The organism is Klebsiella sp. WP3-W18-ESBL-02 (assembly GCF_014168815.1).
GTDB lineage: Bacteria > Pseudomonadota > Gammaproteobacteria > Enterobacterales > Enterobacteriaceae > Kluyvera > Kluyvera ascorbata_B.
Map to the genome: position 1 here is coordinate 1,312,535 of NZ_AP021972.1, position 14,883 is coordinate 1,327,417.

General features: G+C 54.2%; 8 protein-coding genes, 1 tRNA gene and 3 rRNA genes. 6 read left to right on the forward strand and 6 right to left on the reverse strand.

The window, feature by feature from the left end; all coding sequences use genetic code 11:
* Positions 1-246 precede the first annotated feature (246 nt).
* The 5 genes from H7R56_RS06325 to H7R56_RS06345 all read left to right on the forward strand — a co-directional run bounded on the left by H7R56_RS06325 (position 247) and on the right by H7R56_RS06345 (position 6,889).
* A 16S ribosomal RNA gene (locus tag H7R56_RS06325) occupies positions 247-1,786 on the forward strand.
* An 85-nt stretch (positions 1,787-1,871) separates the two neighbouring features.
* A tRNA-Glu gene (locus tag H7R56_RS06330) sits at positions 1,872-1,947 on the forward strand.
* A gap of 219 nt (positions 1,948-2,166) precedes the next feature.
* A 23S ribosomal RNA gene (locus tag H7R56_RS06335) occupies positions 2,167-5,073 on the forward strand.
* Positions 5,074-5,170: 97 nt separating this feature from the next.
* Positions 5,171-5,286: ribosomal RNA gene (gene rrf, locus H7R56_RS06340) — 5S ribosomal RNA — on the forward strand.
* The 16S, 23S and 5S rRNA genes sit together here with 1 tRNA gene alongside, the layout of an rRNA operon.
* Positions 5,287-5,590: 304 nt before the next feature.
* Positions 5,591-6,889, forward strand: coding sequence for an MFS family transporter (locus tag H7R56_RS06345; protein ID WP_106924034.1), 1,299 nt, complete (start codon positions 5,591-5,593; stop codon positions 6,887-6,889).
* Position 6,890: 1 nt separating this feature from the next.
* On the opposite strand, the gene H7R56_RS06350 is transcribed toward H7R56_RS06345, so the two are convergent.
* The 5 genes from H7R56_RS06350 to trxC form a co-directional block, all read right to left on the reverse strand.
* Positions 6,891-7,217 carry a YfiM family lipoprotein gene (locus H7R56_RS06350; RefSeq protein WP_106924035.1) on the reverse strand — a complete coding sequence of 109 codons (327 nt, stop codon included), beginning with the start codon at positions 7,215-7,217 and terminating at the stop codon, positions 6,891-6,893.
* A 41-nt stretch (positions 7,218-7,258) separates the two neighbouring features.
* Positions 7,259-8,614, reverse strand: coding sequence for a CDP-diacylglycerol--serine O-phosphatidyltransferase (gene pssA, locus H7R56_RS06355; protein WP_106924036.1), 1,356 nt, complete (start codon positions 8,612-8,614; stop codon positions 7,259-7,261).
* A gap of 108 nt (positions 8,615-8,722) precedes the next feature.
* Positions 8,723-11,374, reverse strand: a complete 2,652-nt coding sequence (locus tag H7R56_RS06360; RefSeq protein ID WP_106924037.1) for a bifunctional acetate--CoA ligase family protein/GNAT family N-acetyltransferase — start codon at positions 11,372-11,374, stop codon at positions 8,723-8,725.
* 35 nt (positions 11,375-11,409) lie between these two features.
* Complete coding sequence (tapT, locus tag H7R56_RS06365; RefSeq protein ID WP_106924038.1) at positions 11,410-12,108, reverse strand: tRNA-uridine aminocarboxypropyltransferase; 699 nt, start codon at positions 12,106-12,108, stop codon at positions 11,410-11,412.
* Between the two features lie 70 nt (positions 12,109-12,178).
* Positions 12,179-12,604: a thioredoxin TrxC gene (trxC, locus tag H7R56_RS06370; protein WP_106924039.1), complete on the reverse strand. Its 426-nt coding sequence runs from the start codon at positions 12,602-12,604 to the stop codon at positions 12,179-12,181.
* A gap of 204 nt (positions 12,605-12,808) precedes the next feature.
* Here trxC and H7R56_RS06375 point away from each other — a divergent pair, with 204 nt between their 5' ends.
* Complete coding sequence (locus H7R56_RS06375) at positions 12,809-13,885, forward strand: tRNA/rRNA methyltransferase (RefSeq protein WP_182928558.1); 1,077 nt, start codon at positions 12,809-12,811, stop codon at positions 13,883-13,885.
* Between the two features lie 96 nt (positions 13,886-13,981).
* Here H7R56_RS06375 and ung read toward each other — a convergent pair whose 3' ends face one another.
* Entirely contained in the window at positions 13,982-14,662 is a 681-nt protein-coding gene (gene ung / locus H7R56_RS06380) for a uracil-DNA glycosylase (protein ID WP_106924041.1), read from the reverse strand.
* Positions 14,663-14,883: the final 221 nt, after the last annotated feature.

The following is a 14,883-nucleotide window of genomic DNA, read 5'->3' on the forward strand; positions in this document are numbered from 1 at the left end:
GTTCTTTCAAGAACTTCAGCGAAGTAAGCGAAAATAAAAGCTTGACTTCGTGGTGGGGTGGCGTAATATACACACCCCGCGCCGCTGAGAAAAAGCGAAGCGGCACTGCTCTTTAACAATTTATCAGACAATCTGTGTGGGCACTCGAAGATACGGATTCTTAACGTCGCAAGACGAAAAATGAATACCAAGTCTCTGAGTGAACACGTAATTCATTACGAAGTTTAATTCACGAGCATCAAACTTAAATTGAAGAGTTTGATCATGGCTCAGATTGAACGCTGGCGGCAGGCCTAACACATGCAAGTCGAACGGTAGCACAGAGAGCTTGCTCTCGGGTGACGAGTGGCGGACGGGTGAGTAATGTCTGGGAAACTGCCCGATGGAGGGGGATAACTACTGGAAACGGTAGCTAATACCGCATAACGTCGCAAGACCAAAGTGGGGGACCTTCGGGCCTCACACCATCGGATGTGCCCAGATGGGATTAGCTAGTAGGTGGGGTAACGGCTCACCTAGGCGACGATCCCTAGCTGGTCTGAGAGGATGACCAGCCACACTGGAACTGAGACACGGTCCAGACTCCTACGGGAGGCAGCAGTGGGGAATATTGCACAATGGGCGCAAGCCTGATGCAGCCATGCCGCGTGTATGAAGAAGGCCTTCGGGTTGTAAAGTACTTTCAGCGAGGAGGAAGGCATTAAGGTTAATAACCTTAGTGATTGACGTTACTCGCAGAAGAAGCACCGGCTAACTCCGTGCCAGCAGCCGCGGTAATACGGAGGGTGCAAGCGTTAATCGGAATTACTGGGCGTAAAGCGCACGCAGGCGGTTTGTTAAGTCAGATGTGAAATCCCCGGGCTCAACCTGGGAACTGCATTTGAAACTGGCAAGCTTGAGTCTCGTAGAGGGGGGTAGAATTCCAGGTGTAGCGGTGAAATGCGTAGAGATCTGGAGGAATACCGGTGGCGAAGGCGGCCCCCTGGACGAAGACTGACGCTCAGGTGCGAAAGCGTGGGGAGCAAACAGGATTAGATACCCTGGTAGTCCACGCCGTAAACGATGTCTATTTGGAGGTTGTTCCCTTGAGGAGTGGCTTCCGGAGCTAACGCGTTAAATAGACCGCCTGGGGAGTACGGCCGCAAGGTTAAAACTCAAATGAATTGACGGGGGCCCGCACAAGCGGTGGAGCATGTGGTTTAATTCGATGCAACGCGAAGAACCTTACCTACTCTTGACATCCAGAGAACTTAGCAGAGATGCTTTGGTGCCTTCGGGAACTCTGAGACAGGTGCTGCATGGCTGTCGTCAGCTCGTGTTGTGAAATGTTGGGTTAAGTCCCGCAACGAGCGCAACCCTTATCCTTTGTTGCCAGCGGTTCGGCCGGGAACTCAAAGGAGACTGCCAGTGATAAACTGGAGGAAGGTGGGGATGACGTCAAGTCATCATGGCCCTTACGAGTAGGGCTACACACGTGCTACAATGGCATATACAAAGAGAAGCGACCTCGCGAGAGCAAGCGGACCTCATAAAGTATGTCGTAGTCCGGATTGGAGTCTGCAACTCGACTCCATGAAGTCGGAATCGCTAGTAATCGTAGATCAGAATGCTACGGTGAATACGTTCCCGGGCCTTGTACACACCGCCCGTCACACCATGGGAGTGGGTTGCAAAAGAAGTAGGTAGCTTAACCTTCGGGAGGGCGCTTACCACTTTGTGATTCATGACTGGGGTGAAGTCGTAACAAGGTAACCGTAGGGGAACCTGCGGTTGGATCACCTCCTTACCTTAAAGAAGCGTTCTTTGAAGTGCTCACACAGATTGTCTGATGAAAAGTAAATAGCAAGGCGTCTTGCGATTGAGACTTCAGTGTCCCCTTCGTCTAGAGGCCCAGGACACCGCCCTTTCACGGCGGTAACAGGGGTTCGAATCCCCTAGGGGACGCCACTTGCTGGTTAGTGTGAGTGAAAGTCGCCGACCTTAGTATCTCAAAACAGACTTCCGAGTCTTGTTTGAGATATTTGCTCTTTAAAAATCTGGATCAAGCTGAAAATTGAAACGACACACTGTGTCTGTTCTCCGTAATAAGAACAGATAAGCGGTGTGTTCGAGTCTCTCAAATTTTCGCAACACGATGGTGTTTTACGAAACATCTTCGGGTTGTGAGGTTAAGCGACTAAGCGTACACGGTGGATGCCCTGGCAGTCAGAGGCGATGAAGGACGTGCTAATCTGCGATAAGCGTCGGTAAGGTGATATGAACCGTTATAACCGGCGATTTCCGAATGGGGAAACCCAGTGTGATTCGTCACACTATCATTACGTGAATACATAGCGTAATGAAGCGAACCGGGGGAACTGAAACATCTAAGTACCCCGAGGAAAAGAAATCAACCGAGATTCCCCCAGTAGCGGCGAGCGAACGGGGAGCAGCCCAGAGTCTGAATCAGCTTGTGTGTTAGTGGAACGGTCTGGAAAGTCCGACGGTACAGGGTGATAGTCCCGTACACCAAAATGCACAGGTTGTGAACTCGAAGAGTAGGGCGGGACACGTGGTATCCTGTCTGAATATGGGGGGACCATCCTCCAAGGCTAAATACTCCTGACTGACCGATAGTGAACCAGTACCGTGAGGGAAAGGCGAAAAGAACCCCGGCGAGGGGAGTGAAAAAGAACCTGAAACCGTGTACGTACAAGCAGTGGGAGCCTCTTTATGGGGTGACTGCGTACCTTTTGTATAATGGGTCAGCGACTTATATTCTGTAGCAAGGTTAACCGTATAGGGGAGCCGAAGGGAAACCGAGTCTTAACTGGGCGTTAAGTTGCAGGGTATAGACCCGAAACCCGGTGATCTAGCCATGGGCAGGTTGAAGGTTGGGTAACACTAACTGGAGGACCGAACCGACTAATGTTGAAAAATTAGCGGATGACTTGTGGCTGGGGGTGAAAGGCCAATCAAACCGGGAGATAGCTGGTTCTCCCCGAAAGCTATTTAGGTAGCGCCTCGTGAATTCATCTTCGGGGGTAGAGCACTGTTTCGGCTAGGGGGTCATCCCGACTTACCAACCCGATGCAAACTGCGAATACCGAAGAATGTTATCACGGGAGACACACGGCGGGTGCTAACGTCCGTCGTGAAGAGGGAAACAACCCAGACCGCCAGCTAAGGTCCCAAAGTCACAGTTAAGTGGGAAACGATGTGGGAAGGCTCAGACAGCCAGGATGTTGGCTTAGAAGCAGCCATCATTTAAAGAAAGCGTAATAGCTCACTGGTCGAGTCGGCCTGCGCGGAAGATGTAACGGGGCTAAACTGTGCACCGAAGCTGCGGCAGCGACACTATGTGTTGTTGGGTAGGGGAGCGTTCTGTAAGCCGTTGAAGGTGAACTGTGAGGTTTGCTGGAGGTATCAGAAGTGCGAATGCTGACATAAGTAACGATAATGCGGGTGAAAAACCCGCACGCCGGAAGACCAAGGGTTCCTGTCCAACGTTAATCGGGGCAGGGTGAGTCGACCCCTAAGGCGAGGCCGAAAGGCGTAGTCGATGGGAAACAGGTTAATATTCCTGTACTTGGTGTTACTGCGAAGGGGGGACGGAGAAGGCTATGTTAGCCGGGCGACGGTTGTCCCGGTTTAAGCATGTAGGCGGGAAGTTTAGGTAAATCCGGACTTCTTTTAACGCTGAGGTGTGATGACGAGGCACTACGGTGCTGAAGTAACAAATGCCCTGCTTCCAGGAAAAGCCTCTAAGCATCAGGTAACATCAAATCGTACCCCAAACCGACACAGGTGGTCAGGTAGAGAATACCAAGGCGCTTGAGAGAACTCGGGTGAAGGAACTAGGCAAAATGGTGCCGTAACTTCGGGAGAAGGCACGCTGATATGTAGGTGAAGTGGTTTACCCATGGAGCTGAAATCAGTCGAAGATACCAGCTGGCTGCAACTGTTTATTAAAAACACAGCACTGTGCAAACACGAAAGTGGACGTATACGGTGTGACGCCTGCCCGGTGCCGGAAGGTTAATTGATGGGGTTAGCGGCAACGCGAAGCTCTTGATCGAAGCCCCGGTAAACGGCGGCCGTAACTATAACGGTCCTAAGGTAGCGAAATTCCTTGTCGGGTAAGTTCCGACCTGCACGAATGGCGTAATGATGGCCAGGCTGTCTCCACCCGAGACTCAGTGAAATTGAACTCGCTGTGAAGATGCAGTGTACCCGCGGCAAGACGGAAAGACCCCGTGAACCTTTACTATAGCTTGACACTGAACACTGGTCCTTGATGTGTAGGATAGGTGGGAGGCTTTGAAGCGCGGACGCCAGTTCGTGTGGAGCCAACCTTGAAATACCACCCTTTAATGGCTGGTGTTCTAACGTAGACCCGTGATCCGGGTTGCGGACAGTGTCTGGTGGGTAGTTTGACTGGGGCGGTCTCCTCCTAAAGAGTAACGGAGGAGCACGAAGGTTAGCTAATCCTGGTCGGACATCAGGAGGTTAGTGCAAAGGCATAAGCTAGCTTGACTGCGAGAGTGACGGCTCGAGCAGGTGCGAAAGCAGGTCTTAGTGATCCGGTGGTTCTGAATGGAAGGGCCATCGCTCAACGGATAAAAGGTACTCCGGGGATAACAGGCTGATACCGCCCAAGAGTTCATATCGACGGCGGTGTTTGGCACCTCGATGTCGGCTCATCACATCCTGGGGCTGAAGTAGGTCCCAAGGGTATGGCTGTTCGCCATTTAAAGTGGTACGCGAGCTGGGTTTAGAACGTCGTGAGACAGTTCGGTCCCTATCTGCCGTGGGCGCTGGAGAATTGAGGGGGGCTGCTCCTAGTACGAGAGGACCGGAGTGGACGCATCACTGGTGTTCGGGTTGTCATGCCAATGGCATTGCCCGGTAGCTAAATGCGGAAGAGATAAGTGCTGAAAGCATCTAAGCACGAAACTTGCCCCGAGATGAGTTCTCCCTGACTCTTTAAGAGTCCTGAAGGAACGTTGAAGACGACGACGTTGATAGGTCGGGTGTGTAAGCGTAGCGATACGTTGAGCTAACCGATACTAATGAACCGTGAGGCTTAACCTTACAACGCCGAAGCTGTTTTGGCGAAGAGACAGACATCATATTCAGCTTGATTACAGATTACATTGACCGGCGAAAAGCGGGTTAATAACAGAATTTGCCTGGCGGCCGTAGCGCGGTGGTCCCACCTGACCCCATGCCGAACTCAGAAGTGAAACGCCGTAGCGCCGATGGTAGTGTGGGGTCTCCCCATGCGAGAGTAGGGAACTGCCAGGCATCAATTAAGTGAAGAAGCCCATCCTGACGGATGGGCTTTTTTGCGTCTGTGTTTTGTGAAATGCGGCATTGTGCATATTGCCGGATGGCGGCTTCGCCTTATCCGGCCTACTCAAACTTTTTCACGTTAACCGCCCCTCATTGCCTGCACCTATTCCTAAATCGTGATCCTGCTAATAAAAAACGTGATGTTCGTCACTAAATTAAATATAACAATTATATAACATTTCATTTACTAAAATACCTGCCTGTGTGACGTGTACGCCCGGTAAGGCAGGAGGGCGCTTTTGGCAGGAGTTAACAAATGGCCGTAACCAGTGTAACCCCAGAAAGGACGCTAACCGATAGCGATACTCGCCGTCGCGTCATGGCAATCGTCGGAGCATCATCAGGGAATCTTGTTGAATGGTTTGATTTTTATGTCTACTCATTCTGCTCGCTCTATTTTGCTCACATCTTTTTCCCGTCCGGTAACACCACCACTCAGCTACTGCAAACCGCAGGTGTCTTTGCCGCGGGTTTTTTGATGCGTCCTATCGGAGGATGGCTGTTTGGGCGAATTGCCGATCGCCGTGGCCGTAAAGTCTCGATGCTGATCTCCGTGTGCATGATGTGCTTTGGCTCGCTGGTGATTGCCTGCCTGCCCGGCTACAGCGCTATCGGCACCTGGGCTCCGGCGCTACTGCTGCTCGCTCGTCTGTTCCAGGGGCTCTCCGTGGGCGGGGAGTACGGCACCAGCGCGACCTATATGAGCGAGGTCGCAGTCGAAGGACGCAAGGGATTCTACGCATCATTCCAGTACGTCACTCTTATTGGCGGCCAACTGCTTGCCGTTCTGGTGGTCGTGATATTGCAAAACGTTCTCAGCAGCGAAGACCTTCACGCCTGGGGATGGCGCATACCGTTTGCGATGGGCGCGGTGCTGGCTATTGTTGCGTTGTGGCTGCGCCGCCAGCTTGATGAAACCTCGCAAAAAGAAACCCGCACGCTGAAGGAAGCGGGCTCGTTCAAAGGCCTGTGGCGTAACCGCAAAGCGTTTCTGATGGTGCTAGGTTTTACCGCAGCAGGCTCGCTGAGCTTCTATACCTTTACAACCTACATGCAGAAGTACCTGGTAAACACGGCCGGAATGAGCGCTAATCTGGCAAGCGTGATAATGACGGCTGCGCTGTTTGTTTATATGCTGGTACAGCCCTTCTTTGGTCTGCTGTCAGATAAGGTTGGACGCCGTACGTCGATGCTGTGCTTTGGTGCGCTGGCGACGCTGTTTACGGTACCGATTCTTTCCGCGCTGCAAAATGTCACTTCTCCCTATATGGCTTTTGGGCTGGTGATGTGTGCGCTGTTGATTACCAGCTTCTATACCTCGATTAGCGGTATTCTGAAGGCGGAAATGTTCCCGGCGCAGGTCCGCGCATTGGGAGTCGGGCTGTCTTATGCGGTAGCGAATGCGCTGTTTGGTGGGTCAGCTGAGTATGTCGCGCTGTCGATGAAATCAGCGGGCGTAGAGAACGCCTTCTTCTGGTACGTCACCGCGATGGCGGCAATTGCCTTCCTGGTATCGCTTAAGCTGCACCGTAAAGGAAAAGGGTTACGCCTGTAGATCAGTGCCGTGCAAGTTGCCACACCGCGTAACCGGTAGTGGCACCGGCCACGTCCCAGGCAAAATCCTTCCAGCTCCAGCCGCTTCCCGCCGGGCGGCTGTCCCACAGCTCTTTTGACGCGCCAAGGCTGACGGAAAACAGAAAGCCAATGGCTGCGCTGCGGTCGCGGCTGATGCCCTGGTGCTGAGCGTATTCATTACCGGCGGCGGTAAGCATGGCGGAGGCGATGAAGTGCTGGGCTTTGTCCTGCCCGCTCCAGGCGTCATTTGCCATATGGCTACAGCCGCTGAGGGCGAGAGTTGAGCAAACAAGAAGTGAACGTAGCATGCGGGCTCCTGAAAAAAAGCCCCGGCGTGCGGGGCTTCAATTTAAAGGATACGGCTGATCAGCCTGTCGATACGAATACGGCGCAGACGGCGAATAAGCTTGCGTACCTTCACCGGATAGTCGGCGATGCTTTGCAGATCGCGGAAGTGATTCACCACCGTTGTGTGCTTGCGAATGAGCTCCAGCTCTTTCTGGCGCATTGAGGCCAGCTGCTTTTTCGGATCGTGAATCAGGACCGCATTTTCCAGGTCCAGACGCCAGGCACGAGGGTTGAGGTTGTTGCCGGTAAGCAAAATCCACTCGTTATCAACCCACATTCCTTTCAGGTGGTAGGTGTTATCGTCGTCTTTCCATAGACGTACCGTCAGTTGGTCAGTATTGATGTAGTACTGCAGACGGCTCAGGAAGCGACGTAGGTTAATCTCGTACAGATAGGGCAGCGCGCCGATAATCTTGAACGGTTCATTCTCTGGGATATAGAAGTCGTTTGCCGTCTTATCGCCAACGATAATTTCCACCTTTTTCCCCTCGCGCAGTAGACGAATAATACTGCGCACCAGCAGCGCCGGCAGGTTGAAGTAAGGTGTGCAGATAGTCAGCTTCTCTTCGGTGCACGGCATCAGGTGGAAAATGGTTTTATTCAGCTCGCTGGTTTTACCCAGCCCGACCAGCGGAGTGACCGTCAGCTCATCATCGCTGGCGTTGCCGGTAAAATGATAGCGGGTATCGCGTAACTCCTGGCGGTACTGGCGAATATCGTTTTTAATTTCCGGGCTTTTCGGTCGCTCGGTATTATCGAGGCGGTTAACCCCGCGACCATCAACCAGATTTTCCGATACCCAGTTAAACATGATATCGGCCATCTGTGGGTTACGGATGCACTGATAGCGGTCATAACGATATTTATCGTGCTGGTGCAGATAGACATCGTTGATACTGGCGCCGCTGTACAGCACGCAGTCATCAATGATAAAGCCTTTAAAGTGCAGGACGCCGAGAGCCTCACGGGTGTTCACCGGCACACCATACACAGGCACGTCTACGCCCGGGTTCTCTTTGGCGGTACGGCAGTACCAGTCGGCATTAGTATTGGAAGCTGCGGCACCAATGCGCCCACGCTGTGCGCGATGCCAGTCAACCAATACGCGGACATCAAGTTCCGGGCGCTGGCGTTTGGCATCATACAAAGCTTGCAGAATAGTCTTTCCGGCGTCGTCCTGTTCCAGGTACAACGCGACGATGCAGATTCGGCGCGTGGCGCTGGCGATTTTGGCGAGCAACGCTTCACGAAAATCCGCTGGCGCATAAAAAAACTCAATATCATCAACAGACTGTGAAAGCTTGGGTAGTTGGGCAAGGTGTTGTTGATGTTTATTACGCTTAAATTTTGACAACATCACAGTGCGTTTCTTCTCTGGTTTAGTGAAGGGTCTTCTGTACCTGGCAGACGACGTAAGCGGTCAATGATACCACCTCTGTCGGGTAAGGGCAGCATTTCCAGCAACTTAGTCATTACTTAGCCTTAGTGACAATCCGACAATGCCATCTTCCAGCTGAATATCAACGTTAAAACCAAGCTTTCTCGCTAATGCTATCATCCCGCGGTTGTTGGGCATGGTAATACCGTTCAGGCGCTGCAGACCGTGGGCGCGGGTATAGCCTATCAGCTTATCCAGCAGTCGCCCGCCGAGCCCCAGACCTTTTAAATCGGAGCGCACCAGCACGGCAAATTCCGCATCAATATTGTCGGGGTCGGAAATTGCGCGCGTCACGCCGAGGATCTCAGCGCGATCGTCTGCCGTATGAACCGCGACGAAAGCCATTTCACGATCGTAGTCGATCTGCGTCATATTGGCTAAGTCGTCGTGGGTAAATTCGTTGATCTCACTGAAATAACGATAGTAAAGATCTTCTTTTGTGACACGGGCAATAAACTGCTGCAGCAGCGGTTCGTCTTCGGGCAGAATCGGGCGGAACAGGCAGCGTTCGCCGTTTTTCATTGTCACCCACTCTTCAAGGTGCTGCGGGTAAGGGCGTACCGCCAGACGGCTTTCGCTGAGGCCGCTGAACGGCGCAATATCCAGCGTGACGTCCAGTGCAGTAAATTCGTTACCGGAGGCGAGCAATGGATGGATATCGAGACGCTGAATCTCCGGGCAGTCGACTATCAGGTTTGATACCTGTACCAGCAGTTGGCTCAGTCCGGGGATATCTAGCGGCCGTAGCGCGCTGCGCCCACGGATCTTTTTGCTTTTAATCGCCTGAATGACCAGATAGCGTGCCAGCGTCATATTCAGCGGTGGCAGAGCAACGGCGGCCTGATCTTCCGCACGCCATTCAACGCCGCCTTCGCCCAGCATAATCAGCGGGCCAAACACCGGATCGTGCTCAACCACCACGCGCAGCTCCTGCGCCCCGGCGCGGTTGGCCATACTTTGCACCAGCAGACCGTGAATACGCGCCTGCGGCCACGCCATTTTGACGCGATCGAGAATGGCATCGGCCGCCTGCTGTACTTCGCTGGCGGTGCGCAGATACAGCATGACCCCCTGGACCTCAGATTTATGCGGAATATCCGGCGAGCGCAGCTTGAGCGCGACGGGGTAGCCAATCTGCTCGGCAATATGCACCGCTTCGGCGCTGTCTGCGGCGATCCATGTCGGCAATGTATTGAGGCCATAGGCATCGAGGATTGGGCGGACTTCATGGGTGTCTAGCGCGCGAATACCGCTATCAATAGCCTCTTGCAGCAGCGTATGTGCATGGGCGGTGTTGGCGGTCAGGCTGTGCGGTAGCGCTGGGGTTTCTCGCAGCTGCTTCTGGTTGCGTCGATACTCAACCATGTGCATAAAGGCGGTAATCGTCCCTTCTGGCGTGCGATAGGTTGGGATCCCGGCATCGCTAAACATACGACGAGCCTCAATAGAGGAATATTCGCCGCACCAGTTGGTTAGTACGCTGATGTAGTTGCCGCGAGGGTGCTGCTTAATGAGGTTAATCAGCGCTGAGGCGCTTTCGCTGCCCGGTGCCGTGGCGCTCGGCGAGTGGATAACCATTAACGCATCCAGGTCTGGGCTATTGAGCAGGACATTCACCGCCGCCAGGTAATGCTCAATACTGGCATCATCCCGCAAATCTAATGGATTGTTGGCATCGATAGCCGCTGGCAGCAACTGCTGAAGCTGCTGGCGCGTCTCCTCGCTCAGGGTCGCCAGTTTGCCGTTGCGCGCCCAGTGTTCATCTAACGCCAGTGCGGCCGGGGCTGCACCGTTGCTGATAATCATCAGCCGTTCGCCGCGCAGCGGGCGCATATGGCTGAGGGTTTCAACGGCGGAGAAAAGTTCGTGGGTATCCTGCACGCGCAGCAGGCCGGCGCGCTGAATGGCAGCATCCCAGGCGGGGTCCATTCCTGAGTTAACGTGCAGCAAACGCTGTGCTTCTGGGCTACGACCGCTTTTAATCACCAGGATGGGCTTATTACGTGACGCGCTGCGGGCAGCCGACACAAAGCGCCGTGCGTCGCTTAACTGCTCCAGATACAGCAGAATGGCGCTGGTTTTACCGTCGCGCGCCAGATAATCGAGCAGGTCATCGACGTCGATATCCAGGCTGTCGCCCAGCGCGATAAAATAGGAAAAGCCCATTTCACGCTGCTGCGCCCAGTCAAGAATGGTATTGGAGACGGCGGCAGACTGCGAGATAAACGCCAGTTTACCCTTACGAATCGGTACCGGTGAGAAGCTGGCGTTCAACCCCTGCCAGGGAGCCAGCAGACCGAGACTGTTTGGCCCCAGCAGGCGCATTTGATAACGTGCCGCACATGCTTTCAGCGCGCCGAACTGATCGGGAGTGGAAGAGAGAATAATGCAGGTCTTGCAGCCTTTTTCGCCCAACGACTCCAGCAGCTCAAGATTGCGCCGCGCGTGAGTGCACAGTACGGCGAGATCGGGAGAGAAGGGAAGGCTGTCGATGGTAGGCCAGGCAAGTACGCCAAGTACCGCTTTCCAGGCGGGCGTGACGGGCAAAACCGGCCCCGCAAAGCCACCGGCCAGCAGGTTTTGCATCATCAAAAAACCGGCGCGCCGGGGTTTCATTGAGGCGCCAATCACTGCAATCGATTTGGGTCTCAGCAGCGCTTCCAGCCCACGTTGGCTCATACCGGTCTTCCTTACGCGACAATGTTGTAAGGAGTTTAACCGTTTTCCGTCTCAACTGCTGTGACGCTGCCCTGATGCTGGGATTTTCCTGCCAGATAGCGATTGCGAAAACGGGTGAAGTGCTGGCTGAGCGCCGATGCAGCACCGGTATCGTTGGCTAAATCGAGTAGCGCGATAGCCACCTCGGCGGTGCAGTACTGCCCTTCCGCATGCACTTCACGCAGGCTGTAGGCCGACACGCGGGAGAGGTCGACTGAGATCAGCGGCAAATTATCCAGCCACGGGCTTTTACGGAACATCTTACGCGCTTCCGGCCAGGTACCGTCTAACATAATAAACAGCGGCGGTTTACCGGTCGGCGGCGCGCTCAGTACCTGGCGATCCGCATCGGCGTAAGACGCAGGAAACACCACCATCGGCTGATAGTCAGGGTTTTTGACCAGATCGAGCAGCGCCTGTGGCGGCTCGGTGCGCGACCACTGAAAAGCCTCGGTCTGCGGTAAAATATCGGCTATCAGGCGACCGGTGTTGCTGGGCTTCATGGGTTCCGTATCGAACATCACGAGGCAAAAACGGCTTTTCGCCGGGTGTGGCGTGATGGTCTCGCACAGGCAATAGCGCTGTACCAGCAGACAGCGCTGGCAGCGACGCACCCGGTTACCACGGGCAAGAAAAGGACGAGTCGCGCGGGCAAGACGCTCGGCGCGCAACCGAAGAACGGCGTTATCAATCATGGGAGTTGTACGGCAAAAAGGCTATTGTCGCAGAGGTGAATACGGGGCACAAGATGTGCCCCGTCGGCAATCAGGCTTGCAGAGCCTCGTTCAGCCAGCTTTCGAACGGCGCTTTAGGCACCGCGCCGTTAAGCATATCGACAATTTCACCATTTTTAAAAATCATAATGGTGGGAATGCTGCGAATGCGGAAGCGGGCGCTGAGTTCGCGCTCGGCTTCGGTGTTGACTTTCACAAAGCGCATCTTGCCGCTGCGCTCTTCGGCGACATCTTCAAAAATAGGCGCAAAGCTGCGACACGGGCCGCACCATGGCGCCCAGAAATCCACGACAACAGGAAGATCGTCCTTCAGCAGTTTATCCAGCGTGCTGTCCGTAGCGTTAATGACATCGCCATCAAACAGATCTTCACCACAGCGTCCACATTTTGCCGCTTCGTTAATACGCGCTTCTGGAATGCGATTAAGCGCCTGGCAGTGGGCACAAACGGTATTCATAACTCACCTCTGGGTCGTCTTGTTGCAGAACGGCAATGTTGCCGGATGTTTCTATAATGTTACACATTATCGTCGAGCGCGAATGAATCGACAATGCGTTTTATCCAATGGGTATAATAGTTGTGGTCTTTTGTATGAAGTCATAGCTAAGCGCTATCACATCAGGTAATCTGCGCGCTTCGCGCAGCGCAGGTGGAGAAAAACATGAGCGACGAACTGAAAAACAAAAACGGCAAGGTCAAAGTGATGTACGTCCGCAGTGACGATGACTCGGACAAACGCACCCAAAATCCACGTACTGGTAAAGGCGGCGGACGCCCCGGAACCTCCCGAGCCGAAGGCGGTCGTCGTCCATCTCGTGATGAGCGAAAGGGGCCGAACAGTGAACGCGGCCGCGAACGTGGCCGTGACCGCGATGTAGAACGCGATCGCGAAGGCTCTCCGTGGCGTACGGTTTCCCGCGCGCCGGGCGATGACGCGCCGGCCAAAGCCGATCATGGCGGCATCAGCGGTAAAAGCTTTATCGATCCGGAAGTGCTGCGTCGTCAGCGCGCGGAAGAGACCCGCGTATACGGCGAAAATGCCTGCCAGACGCTGTTCCAGAGCCGCCCGGACGCGATTGTCCGTGCGTGGTTCTTGCAAAGCGTCACGCCGCGTTTCAAAGAAGCGCTGCGCTGGATGGCGGCAAACCGCAAAGCCTATCACGTGGTCGATGAGGCCGAACTGGCGAAAGCTTCCGGTACCGAGCACCATGGTGGCGTGTGCTTCCTGATCAAAAAACGTAACGGAACTTCCGTACAGCAGTGGGTTGCTAATAGCGGCGCTGACGACTGCGTACTGGCGTTGGAAGATGTGGGCAACCCGCACAACCTTGGTGCGATGATCCGCAGCTGTGCGCACTTTGGCGTGAAGGGCGTGGTGTTGCAGGACGCGGCCTTGCTGGAGTCCGGCGCGGCTATCCGTACTGCTGAAGGTGGCGCAGAGCACGTGCAGCCGATCACTGGCGATAGCTTTATTGACGCGCTGGCGCAGTTCCGCGACGCGGGTTACAGCATTGTCACCACCAGCAGCACCGGCAACGGTATGCCGCTGTTTAAAGCCGAGCTGCCGAAGAAAATGGTGCTGGTGCTGGGGCAGGATCACGAGGGTGTATCCGATAGCGCGGCGTCGCTTGCCGATCTGAGCGTCTCTATTGACGGTACCCGTGCCGTCGAAGGCCTGAACGTCTCCGTGGCAACGGGCGTGCTGCTGGCCGAATGGTGGCGTCAGCATAAAGCGTAAAAGCGCGAGCTGAAAAAAAACCGGTAGAGGAGACTCCACCGGTTTTTTTATGCTTTGAGTACTCACCTACAGCGCACTACTTGGAGGGGGTTCCGGTTACTCCGGCAGCACCGGCATCCAGTCAATCGGCGCTTCGCCGCGTTGTTCCAGCCACTGATTCGCTTTCACAAAGTGATTACTGCCAAAGAATCCACGGTGTGCGGAGAGCGGCGAGGGATGTGGCGCTTTCAGCACGCAATGACGCTGGGTGTCAATAATGGCTCCTTTTTTCTGCGCGTGCGATCCCCACAGTAAAAAGACGACGCCTTCGCGATGCTCATTAATTAATGAAATCACTTTATCGGTGAAGGTTTCCCAGCCGAGGCTGGCGTGCGAGTGTGCCTGGCCGGCGCGTACGGTCAGCACGGTGTTGAGCAGGAGAACACCCTGGCGCGCCCAGCTTTCCAGATAACCATGGTTCGGGCGGGTAAAGCCGGGGATCGTGCCTTCCAGCTCTTTATACATATTCAGTAAGGACGGCGGCGTGGCAATACCTGGCTGAACGGAAAACGCCAGCCCGTGCGCCTGGTTTGGGCCGTGGTAAGGGTCCTGCCCGAGGATCACCACTTTGACATCGCGCAGTTCGGTATAGCGGAAAGCGTTAAACACATCTTTCTGCGGCGGATAAATGGTTACGCCTGACTGGCGTTCGCTGGCCACGGTTGCCAGCGTATTCACAAAATAGGGCTGCTCTTTTTCAGCGGCCAGCACGTCGTGCCAGGTTAATGGGGTTGTCATCTCGCTCTCCTGCGAATTTCTCTCGCCATAGCTTAACTGCTTCTTTCCCCATCACAAAATCGGATAGTGGAATGGCGTTGAGAGTGATAAAAAAAGTTGAAGATTTACAAAGATTTTTTGTTGTTGCGAGGTGCGTAACTTGATGCAAAACAAGTATTTTCCCCTATGACCACTTTTGTGGTGTGGTTTTTGTTGATTTAAATCAAAGAATCAAGGGTGTT